This window comes from Streptomyces sp. NBC_00726 (assembly GCF_045161735.1).
Taxonomy (GTDB): Bacteria; Actinomycetota; Actinomycetes; order Streptomycetales; family Streptomycetaceae; genus Streptomyces.
Genome location: NZ_CP108983.1, coordinates 4288911 through 4306602, shown reverse-complemented (window position 1 = coordinate 4306602; position 17692 = coordinate 4288911). Strand labels below are relative to the sequence as shown.

Annotated in this window: 18 protein-coding genes; 7 read left to right on the top strand and 11 right to left on the bottom strand. The window is 72.6% G+C overall.

Annotated elements, in window-relative coordinates; genetic code table 11:
* Positions 1-28 precede the first annotated feature (28 nt).
* Genes OG338_RS19410 through OG338_RS19400 form a run of 3 tightly spaced genes read left to right on the top strand, consistent with a single transcriptional unit; the run spans position 29 to position 1358 of the window.
* The gene (locus tag OG338_RS19410) at positions 29-559 is read left to right on the top strand and encodes a MarR family winged helix-turn-helix transcriptional regulator (protein ID WP_405938523.1); all 531 of its coding nucleotides are present in this window, start codon (positions 29-31) and stop codon (positions 557-559) included.
* 56 nt (positions 560-615) lie between these two features.
* A complete protein-coding gene (locus OG338_RS19405; RefSeq protein WP_405938522.1) occupies positions 616-1110 on the top strand; it encodes a sigma factor-like helix-turn-helix DNA-binding protein in 495 nt (164 codons plus the stop codon).
* Positions 1107-1358 (top strand): hypothetical protein, encoded by a 252-nt coding sequence (locus tag OG338_RS19400; protein ID WP_405938521.1) that lies wholly within the window; start codon positions 1107-1109, stop codon positions 1356-1358. The genes OG338_RS19405 and OG338_RS19400 overlap by 4 nt, the downstream gene beginning before the upstream one ends.
* A gap of 48 nt (positions 1359-1406) precedes the next feature.
* Here the strand turns inward: OG338_RS19400 and OG338_RS19395 are convergent, their stop codons facing one another.
* Positions 1407-2552: a cystathionine gamma-synthase gene (locus tag OG338_RS19395; RefSeq protein WP_405938520.1), complete on the bottom strand. Its 1146-nt coding sequence runs from the start codon at positions 2550-2552 to the stop codon at positions 1407-1409.
* Between the two features lie 66 nt (positions 2553-2618).
* On the opposite strand from OG338_RS19395, the gene OG338_RS19390 reads away from it, so the two are divergent.
* Both OG338_RS19390 and msrA read left to right on the top strand, forming a co-directional pair.
* Positions 2619-3722 carry a hypothetical protein gene (locus tag OG338_RS19390; RefSeq protein WP_405938519.1) on the top strand — a complete coding sequence of 368 codons (1104 nt, stop codon included), beginning with the start codon at positions 2619-2621 and terminating at the stop codon, positions 3720-3722.
* A 72-nt stretch (positions 3723-3794) separates the two neighbouring features.
* Complete coding sequence (msrA, locus tag OG338_RS19385) at positions 3795-4448, top strand: peptide-methionine (S)-S-oxide reductase MsrA (protein WP_405938518.1); 654 nt, start codon at positions 3795-3797, stop codon at positions 4446-4448.
* 12 nt (positions 4449-4460) lie between these two features.
* On the opposite strand, the gene gdhA is transcribed toward msrA, so the two are convergent.
* Complete coding sequence (gene gdhA / locus OG338_RS19380; protein ID WP_405938517.1) at positions 4461-5840, bottom strand: NADP-specific glutamate dehydrogenase; 1380 nt, start codon at positions 5838-5840, stop codon at positions 4461-4463.
* A 349-nt stretch (positions 5841-6189) separates the two neighbouring features.
* Positions 6190-6540 (bottom strand): DUF1330 domain-containing protein, encoded by a 351-nt coding sequence (locus tag OG338_RS19375; protein WP_405938516.1) that lies wholly within the window; start codon positions 6538-6540, stop codon positions 6190-6192.
* Between the two features lie 139 nt (positions 6541-6679).
* On the opposite strand from OG338_RS19375, the gene OG338_RS19370 reads away from it, so the two are divergent.
* The gene (locus OG338_RS19370) at positions 6680-7198 is read left to right on the top strand and encodes an RDD family protein (RefSeq protein WP_405938515.1); all 519 of its coding nucleotides are present in this window, start codon (positions 6680-6682) and stop codon (positions 7196-7198) included.
* Positions 7199-7257: 59 nt separating this feature from the next.
* Here the strand turns inward: OG338_RS19370 and OG338_RS19365 are convergent, their stop codons facing one another.
* The 3 genes from OG338_RS19365 to OG338_RS19355 form a co-directional block, all read right to left on the bottom strand.
* Positions 7258-7941: an ABC transporter ATP-binding protein gene (locus OG338_RS19365; protein WP_405938514.1), complete on the bottom strand. Its 684-nt coding sequence runs from the start codon at positions 7939-7941 to the stop codon at positions 7258-7260.
* Positions 7942-7976: 35 nt separating this feature from the next.
* A complete protein-coding gene (locus OG338_RS19360) occupies positions 7977-9437 on the bottom strand; it encodes an ABC transporter permease (protein ID WP_405938513.1) in 1461 nt (486 codons plus the stop codon).
* A 146-nt stretch (positions 9438-9583) separates the two neighbouring features.
* Positions 9584-10849, bottom strand: a complete 1266-nt coding sequence (locus OG338_RS19355; RefSeq protein WP_405938512.1) for an Ig-like domain-containing protein — start codon at positions 10847-10849, stop codon at positions 9584-9586.
* 437 nt (positions 10850-11286) lie between these two features.
* Here OG338_RS19355 and OG338_RS19350 point away from each other — a divergent pair, with 437 nt between their 5' ends.
* Positions 11287-11577 carry a hypothetical protein gene (locus tag OG338_RS19350; protein WP_405938511.1) on the top strand — a complete coding sequence of 97 codons (291 nt, stop codon included), beginning with the start codon at positions 11287-11289 and terminating at the stop codon, positions 11575-11577.
* 12 nt (positions 11578-11589) lie between these two features.
* On the opposite strand, the gene hutH is transcribed toward OG338_RS19350, so the two are convergent.
* The 5 genes from hutH to OG338_RS19325 all read right to left on the bottom strand — a co-directional run bounded on the left by hutH (position 11590) and on the right by OG338_RS19325 (position 17585).
* Positions 11590-13134 (bottom strand): histidine ammonia-lyase, encoded by a 1545-nt coding sequence (gene hutH / locus OG338_RS19345; protein ID WP_405940468.1) that lies wholly within the window; start codon positions 13132-13134, stop codon positions 11590-11592.
* Between the two features lie 88 nt (positions 13135-13222).
* A complete protein-coding gene (locus OG338_RS19340) occupies positions 13223-14401 on the bottom strand; it encodes a diguanylate cyclase domain-containing protein (RefSeq protein ID WP_405938510.1) in 1179 nt (392 codons plus the stop codon).
* An 85-nt stretch (positions 14402-14486) separates the two neighbouring features.
* Positions 14487-15299, bottom strand: coding sequence for an enoyl-CoA hydratase/isomerase family protein (locus tag OG338_RS19335; RefSeq protein WP_405938509.1), 813 nt, complete (start codon positions 15297-15299; stop codon positions 14487-14489).
* 76 nt (positions 15300-15375) lie between these two features.
* A complete protein-coding gene (locus tag OG338_RS19330) occupies positions 15376-16557 on the bottom strand; it encodes an adenylate/guanylate cyclase domain-containing protein (RefSeq protein WP_405938508.1) in 1182 nt (393 codons plus the stop codon).
* Between the two features lie 125 nt (positions 16558-16682).
* Positions 16683-17585 (bottom strand): biotin--[acetyl-CoA-carboxylase] ligase, encoded by a 903-nt coding sequence (locus tag OG338_RS19325; RefSeq protein WP_405938507.1) that lies wholly within the window; start codon positions 17583-17585, stop codon positions 16683-16685.
* Between the last annotated feature and the right edge of the window lie 107 nt (positions 17586-17692).

Here is a 17692-nt window from a genome sequence, read left to right as displayed (position 1 = left end):
CGACACCGCACGAAGAGAGCCCCCGGCCATGCCCCCTCAGGACATGACGACTGCCTCGTCTCCTTCCGGGGGCGCTGCCCCGGAAAACCCGGGTCCCGACCACGTTCTCGACACCCTTCAGCATCAGGTGGCCGTATTCGCCCGCCGGGCCGAGCAGACCCGCCTCGGCGGGGTGGGCCAGGTGCGCAACTCCATGGACCGGGCGGCCTATCTGCTGCTGAACCGGCTGGATCTGGAAGGTCCGATGGGCGTCAAGGCGCTGGCCGCCGGGATGGGGATCGACTCGTCCACGGTGACCCGGCAGGTCGCGCCGCTGGTCGACACCGGACTGGTGAAGCGGACCTCGCATCCGGAGGACGGCCGGGCGGTCGTGCTCCAGCTGTCGCCGCGCGGCCAGGCCCGTCTCGACGAGGTCCGGGACTCGCGGCGGGAGTTGATGTCACAGGTGACGGACGGGTGGACCGAGGAGGAGCGGGACACGTTCTGCGCGCTGCTCACCCGCTTCAACGCGGCGCTGGCGGCCCGGCAGGCCGCGCACCAGACGGCGCACGCGAACTGAACGCACGCCGCGTACCGGGGGTTGACCTGGGGGCCGTGGCGCGTTCGGATTGATGTGTGCGAGAGCGTCATGCGGGCCCGCGGCGGGACCGCGCCCAGGACTTCGAGTCCTTCGTCGCGGGCGCGGCGGGCCGGCTGCTGCACACGGCGACGCTGCTCACCGCCGAACCGGCGGACGCGTCCGGCTCCAACCCGCGCGCGCTGCGGCTGCTGACGGCCTCGCTGGCCCGGACGTTCGCCGACTGGGAGCGGCTGCGGGGCGAGGACCCGTACAACCGCACCCGACAGGAGCTGGCGGCCAGGTTCGCCCGCGAGACATGGCGCCACCACCGGCCGCGCGGCGGCCTGCTGGACCGGCTGACCCCGCAGGAACGGCTCGTACTGGTGCTGCGGCTGTACGAGGGGGTCCCGGAGGAACAGACGGCGGCGCTGCTCGGACTGCCCGAGGAGCGGGTGCGCGCGGTCTGCAACCGGTCGGTGGCCACCATGCGCGGCACCAGGAGCCCGACCACCCGCCGGGGCCCGGCCCGGCTGCTGGGGGCCGCGCCGTGAGCGGCACCGGGCGTCGCGAGGACGAGGTGCGCCGGATGCTGGAGGGCCCGCATCCGCCGGTGCCCGCCGGTCTGGCGGCGTCGGCGGCGGCGCGGGGAGCCAGGCTGCTGCGCCGGCGGCGGGCGCTGCGCCGGCTCTGGGTGCTGACGCTGGTCGCGGCGGTGACGGTGTTCACGGTGTGGGCGCTGGCCGCCCGGCCGTGGGAGGCGCCGCCCTCGGGGACGACGCCGCCGCTGGAGGGCTGGTGAGGGGACCGGGCGCACCGGCCCCCTCTTGCCTCAGCCCAGCTCCACGCCTCAGCCCAGCGCCTGCGTCAGGTCCGCGAGCAGGTCGTCCGCGTTCTCGATGCCGACGGAGAGGCGGACCAGGTCGGCCGGGACCTCCAGCGGGGAGCCGGCCGCCGAGGCGTGCGTCATGCGGCCGGGGTGCTCAAGCAGCGATTCGACGCCGCCCAGGGACTCGCCCAGGGTGAACAGCTTCGCCCGGTTGCAGACTTCCAGCGCCGCCTCCTCGCCGCCCTCGACGCGGAAGGACACCATGCCGCCGAAGGACCGCATCTGCTTGGCGGCGATCTCGTGGCCCGGGTGCTCGGGCAGGCCCGGGTAGAGGACCTGGGTGACCTTGGGGTGGCCGGTCAGCAGCTCGGCGATCCTGGTGGCGTTCTCGCTGTGGCGGTCCATGCGCACGGCGAGCGTCTTGATGCCGCGCAGCACCAGCCAGGCGTCGAACGGGCCGGCCACCCCGCCCATCGCGTTCTGGTGGAAGACCAACTCGTCGGCCAGGTCGGGGTCGTTGACGATCAGCGCGCCGCCGACGACGTCCGAGTGGCCGCCCATGTACTTGGTGGTGGAGTGCACGACGACGTCCGCGCCGAGCGCCAGCGGCTGCTGGAGGTAGGGGCTCGCGAAGGTATTGTCCACGACGAGCCGCGCCCCGGCGGTGCGGGCGACCTGGGCGACGGCGGCGATGTCGGTGATGCCGAGCAGCGGGTTGGACGGGGTCTCCACCCAGACCGCCTTGGTGCGCGGGGTGATCGCCGCACGGACCGCCGCCACGTCCGAGGTGTCGGCGACGGAGAATTCCACGCCCCAGCGCGCGGCGACCTTCGCGAACAGCCGGAAGGTGCCGCCGTAGGCGTCGTTCGGGATGACCACGTGGTCGCCGGGGGTCAGCAGCGTACGGAGGAGGCAGTCCTCGGCGGCGAGGCCGGAGGCGAAGGCGAGGCCGCGCCGGCCGCCCTCCAGGGCCGCGAGGTTCTCCTCCAGGGCGGTGCGGGTCGGGTTGGCGCTGCGGCTGTACTCGTAACCGCCGCGCAGCCCGCCCACGCCGTCCTGCTTGTACGTGGACACCTGGTAGATGGGCGGGACCACGGCGCCGGTCAGGGGGTCGGCCGTGTTCCCCGCATGGATGGCGCGGGTTTCGAAGCTGTGCTGGTCGCTCATGGGGCCGAGCGTAGTTCGTCCCGAGGGGCCGCACGGGTCACCCGGCCGTCCGGTGACAATGGGGGCATGGAGATTCTGTGGTTCCTGCTCGCGCTGTGCATGCTGACCGCCGTGATCGGCCCGTACGTGCTGCGCCGGCGCGGCGGCATCCGGACGGCCGTGCCCGGCTCCCCCGACGCCGCCGACCCGCAGGACTACGGCTTCGTACGCCAGGAGGAGCTGGACGTCCGGACGCCGGGCCCCGACCAGGACCTGCTGGACGTGCTGGAGGTCGTACAGCACACGCAGGAGTGGCGGGCCGCGTCCCAGCTGCTGGCCGGGACGCCGAAGGAGGGTGAGCTGCGCTGGCAGCGGGTACAGGCGTTCGCCGGGGCGGCCTCGCTCGAACTGCTGGAAAAGCCGGGCGCCGGCGGTGCGTGGCTGCGGAAGTGGCGCGCGGAGGCGCCGAAGGACGCGGGCGCGGCGGCGGTGCACGCGGAATTCCTGGTGCAGCAGGCGTGGCGCTCGTCCACGGCGGGTACGGACGACTTCCGGGTCATCCTGGAGGAGGCCCGCAAGGTGATCGGCGAGGCCGCCCTGCTGGCCCCGGGCGACCCGGTCCCGTACATCGTGGAGCTGGCGGTGGCGCGCGGACTGGGTTATTCCGGCGAGGAGTTCGACCGGTTGTGGGCGAAGATCATCGACCGGGCCCCGGCGCACCTGGGCGCGCACATCGCGGCGCTGCACTTCTGGAGCGAGCGGTGGCACGGCTCGCGCGAGGAGGCCGACCGCTTCGCGACGGCCGCCGCCGCCCGCGCCCCGCAGGGCTCGCTGCTGGCCGGGCTGCCGCTGTTCGCGGTGTACGAGCATCTGCCCGAGGTCAATCTGGTGCGCGGCTTCTACCAGAGCCAGGTGGTGACCCGGGCCGTGGAGGGCGCGATGTACGCGGTGCACTCGGCGCGCGGCGACGACCCGATGCTGCCGCAGGTGCGCCATCTGCTGGTGCTGTTCCTGGTCCGGATGGAGCGCTGGGCGGAGGCGGTGCGGCAGCTGGTGCACATCGACGGATACGTGGGCGCGCTGCCGTGGACGACGAGCGAGGACCCGGCCGCGGAGTACGCGGTGTACCGGGCGCTGGCGGTCGCGGGCTACGAGGCGAACGGCGGCAGCCCGGCGTCGCTGCCGCGTTAGGGCGTGTCCCAGGAATCCGCGGGGCTGTTCGCGCGTTGTAGCGACAGACGCCGATCCAGGAGGAGCCCCCGTATGTTCCCGCACCGCCGTACCCCTCAGCTCCCCACCCCGGAGGAGGCCCTGCGCGGCCGCCCCGTCCCCGAGTTCACCGTCCCGGACCGGCACACGGTCCTGGGCAATCCGCTGCTGGGCCCGTATCCGGAGGGGCTGGCGGTCGCGGACTTCGGGCTGGGCTGTTTCTGGGGCGCCGAGCGCAAGTTCTGGCAGACGGACGGCGTCTGGACGACGCTCGTCGGCTATCAGGGCGGCTATACGGAGAATCCCGCGTACGAGGAGGTCTGCACGGGCCTCACCGGCCACACGGAGGCGGTCCGCGTGGTGTACGACCCGAAGTCCGTCACGTACGCGGAGCTGCTGAAGCTGTTCTGGGAGTCCCACGACCCGACCCAGGGCTTCCGCCAGGGCAACGACGTGGGTACGCAGTACCGCTCCGCGGTCTACACCCACACCCCGGACCAGGCGGCGGCCGCCGAGGCGTCCCGCGAGGCGTACCAGAAGGTGCTGACGGCCGCCGGCCACGGCGGGATCACCACGGAGATCCTGCCGGCCGACGGCCGCCCCTTCTACCCCGCCGAACCGGCGCACCAGCAGTACCTGGACAAGAACCCGGCCGGTTACTGCGGCATCGGCGGCACGGGCGTCTCCTGCCCGGTGGGCGTGGCCTAGGTCAGGCCCAGGTCAGATGAGGCCCTGGGCCAGCATCGCGTCGGCGACCAGTTCGAAGCCGGCGATGTTGGCGCCGACCACGTAGTTGCCGGGGCTGCCGTACTTCTCGGCGGTGGTGTAGCAGGAGTCGTGGATGTGGCGCATGATCTCCGAAAGGCGCTGCTCGGTGTGGGCGAAGGTCCAGGAGTCGCGCGAGGCGTTCTGCTGCATCTCCAGGGCGCTGGTGGCCACGCCGCCCGCGTTGGCCGCCTTGCCGGGGGCGAAGGCCACACCGGCGTCCTGGAAGACGCGGACGGCCTCGGGCGTGGTGGGCATGTTGGCGCCCTCGGCGACCGCCTTGACGCCATTGCGGACGAGGGCGAGCGCGTCGGCCTCGTGCAGCTCGTTCTGGGTGGCGCAGGGCAGGGCCACGTCGACGGGGACGGTCCAGACGCCGGCGCCCTCCACGTACTTCACATGCGTGCCGCGCCGCTCGGCGTACTCGGAGACGCGGCCGCGGCCGCGCTCCTTGATCTCCTTGAGCAGATCGAGGTCGATGCCCTTGTCGTCCACGACGTAGCCGCCGGAGTCGGAGGCGGTGATGACGGTCGCGCCGAGCTGCTGGGCCTTCTCGATGGCGTAGATCGCGACGTTGCCGGAGCCGGAGACGGAGATCCGCTGGCCGTCCAGGGACTCGCCCCGGCTGCGCAGCATCTCGGCGGTGAACATCACGCAGCCGTAGCCGGTGGCCTCGGTGCGGACGAGGGCGCCGCCCCAGCCGAGGCCCTTGCCGGTGAGGACGCCGGACTCGTGGCGGTTGGTGATCCGCTTGTACTGGCCGAAGAGGTAGCCGATCTCGCGGCCGCCGACGCCGATGTCACCGGCGGGCACGTCGGTGTACTCGCCGACGTGCCGGTGGAGCTCAGTCATGAAGGACTGGCAGAACCGCATGATCTCGGCGTCGGAGCGGCCCTTCGGGTCGAAGTCCGCGCCGCCCTTGCCGCCGCCGATGGGCATGCCGGTGAGGGCGTTCTTGAAGATCTGCTCGAAGCCGAGGAACTTCACGATGCCGAGGTTGACCGAGGGGTGGAAGCGCAGACCGCCCTTGTACGGGCCGAGCAGGCTGGAGAACTCGACGCGAAAGCCGCGGTTGACGTGGATGTCGCCCGAGTCGTCCGACCACGGCACCCGGAAGATGAGCTGCCGCTCCGGCTCGCATATGCGCTCGATGACCCGGGCGTCCACGAACTCCGGCCGCTTGGCGAGCACGGGGGCGAGGGTTTCCAGGACCTCCCGGACCGCCTGGTGGAACTCCTTCTCACCCTGGTTACGGCGCAGCACCTCTGCGTACAACGGCTCGATGACGCGGTTCTCGGCGGCGTGCGAGGTGGCGGAGTCAGGGGTGACCGGCATCTGATCAAGACCTTCCATGGGTCGGCACATACGCGGGGGCACCCCCGTCCCGAGGGGCGCCAGGTCCCCCTCCCCATTGAGGGTGTCGCCGGAACTTCGCGCGTACCGCTCGCGAGCGCGGCGTAACAGGACCGTCGTGGCGTATCGATTCTCCCAGTGACCCGGCGCCCCGGCCCGTGGCATCCACCTGGCGATCGGGCCCCCGGAAGCCCCGGACCTGGACCAACGGCCTTGCGGGAGGCCGGTTCCGGGCACGATTGGCCAGGTCGGGGCCGTGTCCGGCCCACCGCCGAAGTGGTGAATCTCACAGCCGCGCCGCCTCGGCGGTGAGGTTTCGGAAACCCAGGCGTTACGCCACCGGGGCGGTGCCCCGCAGCGCCGCCGCGGTCGCCCCCGGGTCGTAGTCCGGCGCGACGCCTTCCACGAGCACCACGTCGCCCGCCATGTTCCGGGCCCGCAGCGGCACCAGCTCCTGGTAGGCCGGGGAGGCGTACCAGGCGCGCGCCTCCTCGATGGAGGGGAAGCCGACGACGACCACCGCGCCGGGCCACGCGCCCTCGATCACCTCGACCGGCGTGTTGTGGACCAGGAAGCGGCCGCCGAACGGGTCCAGCGTCGACTGGATGCGGTCGATGTAGTCGATGACCTCCGCGTTGGGGCGGCCCTCGGGGTACAGGTGCGCGATGGCGTAGGCGGTCATGGCGGGTCCTCCGGTTCGTGCGGTCGTCCGTCGGCTGATGGAATCCATGCTGCCGGGGGCGCCGGAGCGCGTCGATTACCCGCGGGGTAATACGGAACGCCCCGGGACGTAATGGCGGCGCATCAGACATGATTCGCTCATGACATCCTCGTTACACCCCGGCCCGCGCACCCCGCCGCGCGCGGGCGAGCCGCGCCGCTGTCTCGCGGTGGGCCTGGACTGCTACCTCTGCGTACTCACGGCCGGGCTGCTGGCCAGGCCGTACGTGGACACCGCGTCCCTGCCCGAGGCGGCGGCGCTGCTGGCCGGTCCGATGCTCGTGCTGTCCTTCGTCAACCAGGTCGTGCTCACCGCGTTCCTCGGCGCGGGCGCCGGCAAGCTGATCATGGGCATACGGGTGGTGAGCCTGCCGGACGCCCGCCGCCCCGGACCCGGCCTGCTGGTCCGGCGCTGGCTCTACGGGCTGGCCTGGCTGCCGCTGCGCCCCTGGCACGGGCTGCGCGCCGGACACCGGACCGGGCGGCGGCCCGAGGAGACCGGACCGGTGCGGGTGCGGACCTGCGAGCAGGGCGTCTCGTACGCGGACCCGCTCGGCCTGCGCCAAGTCCGCCGGGGTGACCTCGTGGCGTACCGCAGGGCCGCACGGCCCGGGGCATGACACCGCCGCCGGGGGCACGGAGGCCCGCCGGCGGCGGTCGGGGACGGGAGCGGGACGGGTCAGGCCGGGGCGTTCTCCGTGATGGTGACCCTGCCCTTGCGGATGGTGGCCAGACGCGGGGCGCGGCGGGCGATCGAGCTGTCGTGGGTGACCATGACGAAGGTGAGCCCGTGCTCCTTCCACAGGGTCTCCAGGACCTCCATGATCTCGTCGCGCATGGACTCGTCCAGATTTCCGGTGGGCTCGTCCGCGAGAAGCACCTTGGGCCGCTTGACCAGGGCCCGGGCGATGGCGACGCGCTGCTGCTGGCCGCCGGACATCTCGCCGGGCACATGGCCCAGGCGCTCGCCGAGCCCGACGGAGTCCAGCGCCTCGGCGGCTCTTCCGCGCCGCTCGGACGCCTTGACGCCGAGGGGGACGAGGGCGGTCTCGACGTTCTCCTGGGCGGTGAGCGTCGGGATGAGGTTGAAGCTCTGGAAGACGAAGCCGATGTTCTCGGCGCGCACCTTGGTGAGCTTGGCCTCGCTGAGCTTCGCCAGGTCCATCCCGTCGAGCTCGATGCTCCCGGCGGTGGGCCGGTCCAGGCCGCCGAGCATCTGGAGCAGGGTGGACTTGCCGCCGCCGGTGGGGCCCTGGATGACCAGGCGGCCGCCGTCCTCGATGGTGAGGTCGACGCCGGCGAGGGCGTGCACGGTGGACTTGCCGCGCCGGTACTGCTTGGTGACGCCTTGAAGGGTGTACATGGGTGGTCTCCTGACGGGGTGTGGGGTCCGGGCTGCTACTCGACGCGGCGGAGCGCGTCCGCCGGGCGCAGCCGGGAAGCGCGCCAGCCGCCGAAGGCGCCCGCGATCAGCCCGCCCGCCACGGCCAGGGCGACGGCGGTGAGGATGACGGAGAGGGAGACGGGCGCGGTGAGCGCGATGTCGAGGGCCTTGGACGCGCTCTGCCGGCCGGGGCCGCCGCCGCCCATCATTCCGCCGCGCATCCCGCCGCCGCCGGAGGAGCCGAGCTCGGCGGTGAGCGTGGGGCTGACGGCGGTGACCACGTAGGCGCCGGCCAGGCCGATCGCGATGCCGAGGACGCCGCCGATCAGGCCGTTGACCAGGGCCTCGCCGACGACCTGGCGGGTGACCCGGCCGCTCTTCCAGCCGAGGGCCTTCAGCGTGCCGAATTCGCGCACCCGGCGGCTGACGGCGGAGGAGGTGAGGAGCCCGGCGACCAGGAACGCGGCGGCCAGGACCGCGAAGGACAGCCACTTGCCGACGCCGGCGGCCAGGTCGGACGCGGTGGACAGGGAGCCGGAGACGGTGTCCGCGAGGTCGGCGGAGGTGGTGACGGTGGTGCCCGAAATGTTCTTCTGGATGGCCGACTTGACGCCGTCGATCCGCTGCGAGTCCGCGGCCTTCACATAGACCGTGGTGACCTTGTCCTTGGAGCCGGACAGGGTCTGCGCCTGCTTGAGCGGGATGTAGAGGTTGGCGGCGGCGTCGCCGCTGTCGGCCGTCGAGACGCCGATGACCGTGAACCCGGTGCCGTGGATGGTCACGGTCTTGCCGGTGGAGAGGGTCTTCTCCTTGGCGTAGGCGGAGTCGACGACGGCCACCTTCGCGTTGGTCTCGGTCGCCTTGAACGTACGGCCGGAGGTGATCTTCGAGGAGGTGAGCGGGCCGATGTCCTGCTGGGTGACGTCCGTTCCGTACACCGTGTAGGAGTTGACGTCGAAGGAGGCGCCGCCGCCCCTGACCTCGCCCGGCGGCTGGCCGCTGCCGCCGCCGGGCCCGCGTCCGCCGCCCTGGCTCGTGCCGCCCTCCTGCTTGAACTCGCCGCGCTTGAACTGCCCGTCCACCTTCATGACGGACAGGCTCAGCCCGCCGACCGCGCCGGCGACGCCGTCCTGCTCGCCGACCTCGGTGACGGTGGAGGAGGCCAGGGTCTGGAAGCCCTGGACCATGACCCGGTCCGTGCTCTGGGTCGCGTCGTCGTCGCTGTCCTTGGCGTCGAACTCGAACTTGGGGCGTTCGGACGAGCCGGACTTGGGCGCCGCGGCCGCCTTGGTGACGGTCATGTCCGTGCCGAGCCCGTACAGCGATTCGAGGACCTTGTCCTGGGCCTTGCTCATGCCCGAGGAAACGGAGCTGACGACGATGACCAGCGCAATGCCGAGAGCGAGCCCGGAGGCGACGACGAGCGCCGCCTTTCTGCGGCGGCGCAGCTCGCGCCGGAGGTAGGTGAAGAACATGGCGCGAGGTTAGGAACGGCTCGTGATGGTGGGTTAAGCCCACCATGAGAGCCGGATGAGAACAGTGTGTACGCCCAAGGCGGCGGCACCGGAACGGGGTGCCGCCGCCTTGGGCGTACGGGGTGGGGTTCGGCCGGCCGGGCCGGTCAGGCGGTGGAGCCCGCCGTCCACTCGGCCCAGCTGAGGTTCCAGCCGTTCAGGCCGTTGGAGGGCTGGATCGTCTTGTCCGGGGAGTTCTTGACGATGACGACGTCACCGATCAGGGAGTTGTTGTAGAACCACGCGGCGGGCTGGTCGGCGTCACCGGCGCCCTTGACGTCCTGGAGGCCGACGCAGCCGTGGCTGGTGTTGACCTGGCCGAAGATGCCCTTGCCCCAGTAGTTGCCGTGGATGAAGGTGCCCGACGTGGACAGCCGCATGGCGTGCGGCACGTCCTTGATGTCGTACTCGCCCTTGCCGTCGTCGTCCGTGAAGCCGACGGTGGCGCCGTTCATCCGGGTCTCCTTGTACTTCTCGGAGATCACCATCTGACCGTTGTACGTGGGGTTGTCGGGCCCGCCCGCGGAGATCGGGATGGTCTTGATCGTCTTGCCGTCCCGGGTGACGGTCATCATGTGGGTCTTGGCGTCGACCGTGGAGACCTGGTTGCGGCCGATCTTGAAGGTGACCGTCTTCTGCTGGACGCCGTAGACGCCGTCCGCGCCCTCGACGCCGTCCAGGGACAGCTTCAGGGTGACGGTCGAGCCGGCCTGCCAGTAGTCCTCGGGGCGCAGGTCGAGGCGCTGGTTGTTGAACCAGTGGCCGACGACCTCCTGGCCGCTGCTGGACGTCACCTTGATGCCGTCCTGGACGGCCTTGGTGTCGGTGATCGGCTTGTTGAAGTTGATCGAGACGGGCATGCCGACGCCGACCGTGGAGCCGTCCTCGGGGGTGAAGTTCCCGATGAAGCTCTTGTCGGGCGAGACGGTGGTGAAGGACGAGTTCTCGTGCGCCTCGCGGCCCTTGGCGTCCTTCGCCGTGGCGCTGACCTTGTAGGTGGTCGAGCGCTCCAGCTGGGCGTCCGGCTGCCAGCTGGAGCCGTCGGCGGAAAGGGTGCCCGGCACGCTCTTGCCGTCCGCGCTGGTCATGGTGACCTCGGTCAGCTTGCCCTTGGCGACGGTGACCTTGGCGGCGTTGTTGATGCTCGCGTTGGTCGCACCGTTCTTCGGCGCGATCGTTATCTGCGCCTCGGAGGTCTCCTGGGCCGCCGCCTTGTCGACGTCGGCCGCCTGGGACTTCGAGCTCTCGGGGCTGGGACCGCCCTTGTCGCCGCCGTCGTCGCAGGCGGAAAGCACCAGTACGCCGCCGAGCAGTGCGGACGCGGCCATCAGGCCCTTGCGCCGCTTGCTGTCCGTCATCACACGCTTCTCCATCGTTGCCGAAATCCCCAAAAACCCCGAACAAGGCCGCCCAACGGCGAAACCCCGTCAATGTTCCAAGAACCCCTTGTACGGGATCCCCGTTCCACGTGCGTCGAATGTGTGGGGAACACCACTCTTCGACGCCGTGCCGGGGGCGGTGGTTCCCGCGTCCGCGACACGGACCGGCTCGGGTCCGCCGCGAGCGGACAGCGCCCGCGTTTCCCCAGGTCGGGCCCGCCGCTCCGGGCCGCCGAAGCCGTCGCCCTCCCTCCCATTGTGCGGGATGCGCGGGGTGCGCCCCGCCGTGCACGCATTCCCCGGCACCCTCGCCGTCATGCGTTCACCGAGGCCCTGGCGTGATGCGAATGACAGGCCCTAGCATCGGGACGAGCCGGACGTCCGGCAGTTTGAAGACAGGCCCTAGGGCCTGTCGTAGGGAGATCCATTTCGTGGCTGTCGCTCGCCGCCCGCTCCTGACCGCCACCGCCGCGGGGACGCTGCTCTGTGCCTTGTGGTTCGTCCCGTCGGCCAATGCCACGGGCGATCCGGGCACCGCGCCCGGCACGATGGCCACAGGCGCGGCGACGGCGGGCGGGGGCGCGGAGTCCGGCGCCCCCGCCGAGACGGGGACGGGCGTCGACACCACCCCGTATGTGCTCGGCGGTGCCGCCTTCCTGGGCCTCGGGGCCGGGTTCGTCACGTACTCGTCCCGGCGGACGGGCCCGAGCCCCGCGCTCTGACGCCCGCCCCGGTCAGGCCAGCGGCCCGGTGACCGGCTCCACGGCGGAGAGCAGCCCGCCCGCCCGTACGAAGGCGTCGGCGGCGGCCAGGTCCGGCGACAGGAAGCGGTCGGGTCCTGGACCCTCGACACCGGCGGCCCGCAGCGCCTCGATGACGGCGCGCGTGGCGGGGGCCGGGGTCAGCCCCTGCTCGGCGCGCAGCTCGACCGCGCGGGTCGCCGCGTACAGCTCGACGGCGACGATCCGGGCGAGGTTGCCGACGGCGGTACGCAGCTTGCGCGCGGCGGACCAGCCCATCGAGACGTGGTCCTCCTGCATGGCGGAGGACGGGATGGAGTCGGCGGAGGCCGGGACGGCGAGCCGCTTCATCTCGCTGACCAGGGCGGCCTGGGTGTACTGGGCGATCATCAGCCCGGAGTCCACGCCCGCGTCGTCGGCCAGGAACGGCGGCAGCCCGTGCGAACGGTTCTTGTCGAGCAGCCGGTCGGTACGGCGCTCGGTGATCGAGCCCAGGTCCGCGGCGGCGATGGCCAGGAAGTCGAGGACGTAGGCGACGGGCGCCCCGTGGAAGTTGCCGTTCGACTCGACGCGGCCGTCCGGAAGGACCACCGGGTTGTCCACGGCGGCGGCCAACTCGCGGTCGGCGACGGTCGCGGCATGGGCGAGGGTGTCCCGGCCCGCCCCGTTGACCTGCGGCGCGCACCGCACCGAGTAGGCGTCCTGGACGCGCGGCGCGTCGTCCTGATGGTGACCGGTGAGGCCGGACCCCGCGAGGACCCGCAGCATGTTGTCCGCGCTGGCGCCCTGGCCGGGGTGCGGGCGGATGGCGTGCAGCTCGGGGGCGAGGACCTTGTCCGTACCGAGCAGGGCCTCCAGGGAGAGGGCGGCCGTGATGTCGGCCGAGGTGTAGAGCGTCCGCAGATCGGCGAGGGCCATGATCAGCATGCCGAGCATGCCGTCGGTGCCGTTGAGGAGGGCCAGGCCCTCCTTCTCGCGCAGCTCGACCGGGGTGATGCCGTGCGCGGCGAGCAGTTCGCCGGCCGGGCGGACGGTGCCGTCGGGGCCCTCCGCGTCGCCCTCGCCCATCAGGGCCAGCGCGCAGTGCGACAGGGGCGCGAGGTCGCCGGAGCAGCCGAGCGATCCGTACTCGTGGACGACGGGGGTGATCCCGGCGTTCAGCAGGTCGGCCATGGTCTGCGCGACCTCGGGGCGGACCCCGGTGTGGCCGGAGGCGACCGTCTTCAGCCGCAGGAACATCAGCGCGCGGACGACCTCGCGCTCGACGCGCGGGCCCATTCCGGCGGCGTGCGAGCGGACGATGTTGCGCTGCAACCGGGCGCGCAGCTCCGGGCTGATGTGGCGGCTGGCCAGGGCGCCGAAGCCGGTCGAGACGCCGTAGACCGGCTCGGGCTTCGCGGCGAGCGCGTCCACGATCTCGCGGGCCGCGGCCAGCCCGGCGATCGCGTTGGCGGAGAGCTCGACACGGGCGTTGCCGCGGGCCACGGCGATGACGTCCTGAGCGGTGGTGCCGGACATCCCCACCACGACTGTATGCATATCCATATTCAGCAGCGTACGGATTGAAACCCTTCATGTCACCAGTGGTCGGCGGGTGGAACCCTTACGCGTATGCCGGCCGTACGGGTCAGAGTTCGGGCGGGCTGCCGCGCAGCCGGCGGCGGTCGTGCGGGGGCTTCGGCGGGGAGTCCGCCAGCCGGATGACCTCGTCGTCGCGCCCCGCCACCACCGGCCGGTCCGAGCGGGCCGCCTTCGCCCGGTACTGCGCCGCGTCCGCCAGCCGGAACAGCCGCCGGGCCGAGACCACGGGCCCGATCTCGTCACCGGTGGACGCGATCCCGCAGGCGACCCCGTTGCCGAACTCAAGACCGGCCGCCCGCTCGCACAGCTCGGTGGCGACGGCGACCACCTCGTCCGCCCCGGGACCCACCGCCAGCAAGCAGAACTCGTCGCCGCCCAGCCGGGCCGCCAGCGCGCCGGGCAGTATCGCCCCGCACCGCGACAGCACCGAGCCGAAACGTTCCAGCAGCCGGTCGCCGACCGCGTGGCCATGGGTGTCGTTGACCCACTTCAGCCCGTTCAGGTCGCAGACGACCAGGCTGACCACCGCCCCGTCCGCCCGGTGCCGCTCCAGCGCCTCGTCCAGCCGCACATCGACGGCCCTGCGGTTGGCGAGGCCGGTCAGCGGGTCCGTGAAGGCCAGCTTGCGGACCTCCTCCAGGCGCTCGGTCTGGGCGAGCCCGGCGGCCACCACGGCGGCCAGCACCGTCGCGAAGTCGGCGTCCGCCCGCCCGAAGACCGGCTCGCCCACCGGCCGCGCCACATACAGCTCGCCCCAGGCCCGCCCGTGCAGCACGATCGGCGCGACCACACAGCAGCCGCGCCCGCGCCGGCGCAGCGCCGCCACCCGCTGGTGGCAGTAGCCGGGCCCGTATCCGTGCGCCCCGGCCGCCCCGGCCTCGGGCCCGCCCTCCACCGGTCCCTCGGCGGTCTCCACCCAGGCGTCCGGCTCACCGCCGCCGGCCCACCGCTCGTGCAGGAACTCGGTGATCTCCGGGAACCGGTGGACCGGATAGACCTCCTCCTCGGGGAACTCCTCCTCGCCCTCGGCCCGCTCCCCCGCGTTGACCAGGACCCTCAGCCGGCCCCGGTCGCGCTCCCAGACCGAGAGCGCGGCGAAGCCGCCGCCCAGCGCCTCGCAGGCCCCCAGGGCGGCAGCTCGCCAGCACCCCCGGGGCGTCTGCGCCGCGGCCATCATCTGCGCCAGCGAGACCACGGCGCGCAGTCGTGCGTCGTCTCCACCCATTGCGCCAGTTTAGGGCGATATAGGCTCCGCGATCACTCGACGACTCCGGAGCGTGACCGATGAGCTCAAGAACGGGCACCCAGGGTCACTCCCCCGGCCAGTTCGCCTTCCGCTTCTCATTGAACGCGGCCACACCCTCCGCCCGGTCACCGGAGAAGGCCACCGACCGCCACGCGGAGTCCTCGACCTCAAGCCCGGCCCGCAGGTCCAGCCCGTGCCCGAGCCTCAGCGCACGCTTGGCCGCCCGCAGCCCGACCGGCGAGTTCGCGGCGATCCGGCCGGCCAGCGCCAGCGCCTCGGCCCGGTCCTCGCCCTCCGCCACCAGCTCGTCCACCAGACCCAGCTCCCGCGCCTCGGGGCCGTACACCCGGCGGGCGCTGAAGATCAGCTCGGCGGCACGCGCGGCCCCGACCCGGCGGGGCAGCAGCTGGGTGCCGCCGCCGCCCGGGATGACGCCGACGGAGACCTCGGGCAGCCCCACCAGCGCGGTCGGGTCGGCGACGATCAGATCGCAGGACAGGGCCAGCTCGAAGCCGCCACCCAGCGCGAAGCCGTGCACGGCGGCGATCGTCGGCATCGGCAGATCGAGCACACCGGTGTACGCGGCGCGCGCGGTGGGCCGCTGGCGCACCAGGTCGGCGTCGGAGAAGGAGTTGCGCTCCTTGAGGTCCGCGCCCACGCAGAAGGCCCGCTCGTGGCTGGAGGTGAGGACGGTGACCCGTACGTCCCGGTCGGCGGCGAGCGCGTCGCAGGCGGCGGCGATCGAGCGGGCCATGTCCGTGGACACCGCGTTCATGGCCTTCGGCCGGTCGAGAACCAGCTCGGCGACGTGATCGAGGCCCTCGTGACCCCGGACGACGACGAACTCCCCGTACCGCTGCTCGGACGTGACGGTCATGCTGCACCCCTGTCGGTTAACGAGCGTTACCCGAGGGATCCTAGAGCTCTCCCCCGAAAGGGTGTGCGGAACGGATTCAGGAGCCGCCGCGCCGGGCCAGCAGCCACGGCTCGACCACGCCGAGCCCGCGGACCGGGCGCTGCCACATCGGCTGGAGGCCGAAGCGGTACTTCGGGACCGGGGCCGCCTCGGCGTCCGGGCCCTCCTTCTCGGCCCGCTCCGCCGCCGCGGTGGCCTCCTCGGCCGCGCGCGCCTCGGAGACCGGGGCGTCGCCCGTACGCGTCAGCTCCTCGGCGAACGCGCCGTCGACCAGCACCGCGTCCTTGGGCGCTATCGAGGTGAGCCGGCTGGCCAGGTTCACCGTGGTGCCGAAGACGTCGCCCATCCGGGTGGTGACCGTGCCGAAGGCGATGCCGACCCGGAGCGCCGGCATGGTCTCGTCCAGGGTCATCGCCTCGACCAGGCGCAGCGCGATCTCGGCGGCGGTGCCCGCGTCGTCGGCGGCGAACAGGACCTCGTCGCCGAGGGTCTTGATGAGCCGGCCGCCGTGCGCCGCGACCAGGTCGGCGCAGGTGGTCTCGAAGGACTCGACCAGCTCGCCCAGCTCCTCCTCCTCCAGGCGGCGGGTGAGCCGGGTGAAGCCGACGAGGTCCGCGAAGCCCACGGCCAGCCGCCGGTCGACCATCTCGTCGTCGTCGGCCGCCTGCACGACCCGGCCGGTGGCGGCGGCGAGCTGGCGCCGCCACACGTACACCAGGAACTCCTCCAGCTCGGGCAGGAGCAGTTCGACCAGGGGGTATGTGACCTCGGTGCGGGTCATGCCGGGCTCGGGGGGCTCGGTCAGGCCCTCCAGGAAGGAGTCGATCTGCCATTCGGCCAGCCGGGCGGTGGTCTGCCCGGTCGACCGGGCGACCTGGATCGCCATCGGCTCGCTGAGCAGCCCGGCCTCCACCAGACCGGAGAGCCGCCGCAGGGCCAGCACATCGGCCTCGGTGAGCGCCTTGGCCTGGCCGATGTCCGCGAAGCCCATGGCCCGCCAGAAGCGGGAGGCCAGATCCATGGAGACGCCGGCCGTGCGGGCCGCCTGGAACGGCGTGTAGCGGCGGTCGGCGCCCAGGATCAGCTGTTCCAGCCGGATCGCGAGGGGGTCGTCGGTCGGCTCGGCCGTGTGGTCGACTTCGTGGTGCGGTGTGGCGTGCACCGAGGAGTCCGACGACTGCTGCGCACCATCGCCGGAGGTCGTGTCGTCGACGGTCACCAGCCGCCTCCTGCCCGTTCCCTGCGCACTGCCCTGCCGATCTGTCCGTCGGTGGATCACCTCAACGATACGGCAGGTGCGCCCTACCTCACGTCCTCAGGGCACGGTGCGCGGGCGGCGCCGGTTCAGGTCAGGCCGCCCGCCGCGCCCCGCAGGTGCACGATGTCGCCCGCGGAGACCGGTTCGCGCAGCCCGCCGCCGGTGGCCAGGACGAGCCGCCCGTCCCCGTCGACGGCGACGGCCTCACCGGTGAGCGTGCGGTCGCCGGGGAGCTGGGCCCGTACGGCCTTGCCGAGGGTCGCGCAGCCCGCCACGTACGCCTCCTGCACCCCGCTCGCCGCCGCGTCGCCGTCCGCGTCGCGCCAGAGCCCGTACCAGTGCTCCAGCGAGCGCAGGACGCCCCGGAGCAGCGTCTCGCGGTCGGTGGAGACCGCGCCTGCCAGGGCGAGCGAGGCGGCGGTGGGGGCGGGCAGCTCGTCGGCGCGCAGGGAGACGTTGAGGCCGATGCCGATGACGACGCCGTCGCCGGCCCGCTCCGCGAGGATGCCGCCGGTCTTGCGCTCCTCGCCGGATGGGGTCTCCCCTGGACGGAGCCTGTCGGAGTCCTTGGGGATCGAGACGAGCAGGTCGTTGGGCCACTTCAGCGCCATGTCCACGCCCGCCGCGCGCGCCAGACCGGTCGCGGCGGCGACGCCGGTGAGCAGCGGCAGCCAGCCCCAGCGCTCGGGGGGCACGTCCCCCGGGGTCAGGTAGACGGAGAAGAACAGCCCGGAGCGGGCCGGGGCGGTCCAGGTGCGCTCCAGGCGGCCGCGCCCGGCGGTCTGCTCCTCGGCGACGAGGACCGTGCCCTCGGTGAGGCCCGCCGCGCGCGCGGCGAGATCGGTGTTCGTGGAGCCGGTCGACTCGACCACGTCGAGGGCGGTCCACAGCGAGCCGGGCCGCAGCAGTCCGCGGCGCAGCGCGGGGACGTTGAGGGGCGGCCGGCCGAGGTCCGACCACCGGCTCCGTGGCGCATCCGAAGGTGTCATGCAAGCCACCCTAGGTGTGTCAAAGGACGCACTGCCGAACCGTATCCGCGCCGATACGCTACGGGTCAGTAGCTGTTCGTCAGCAGATCAGCAGCCAAGTCGTCCCC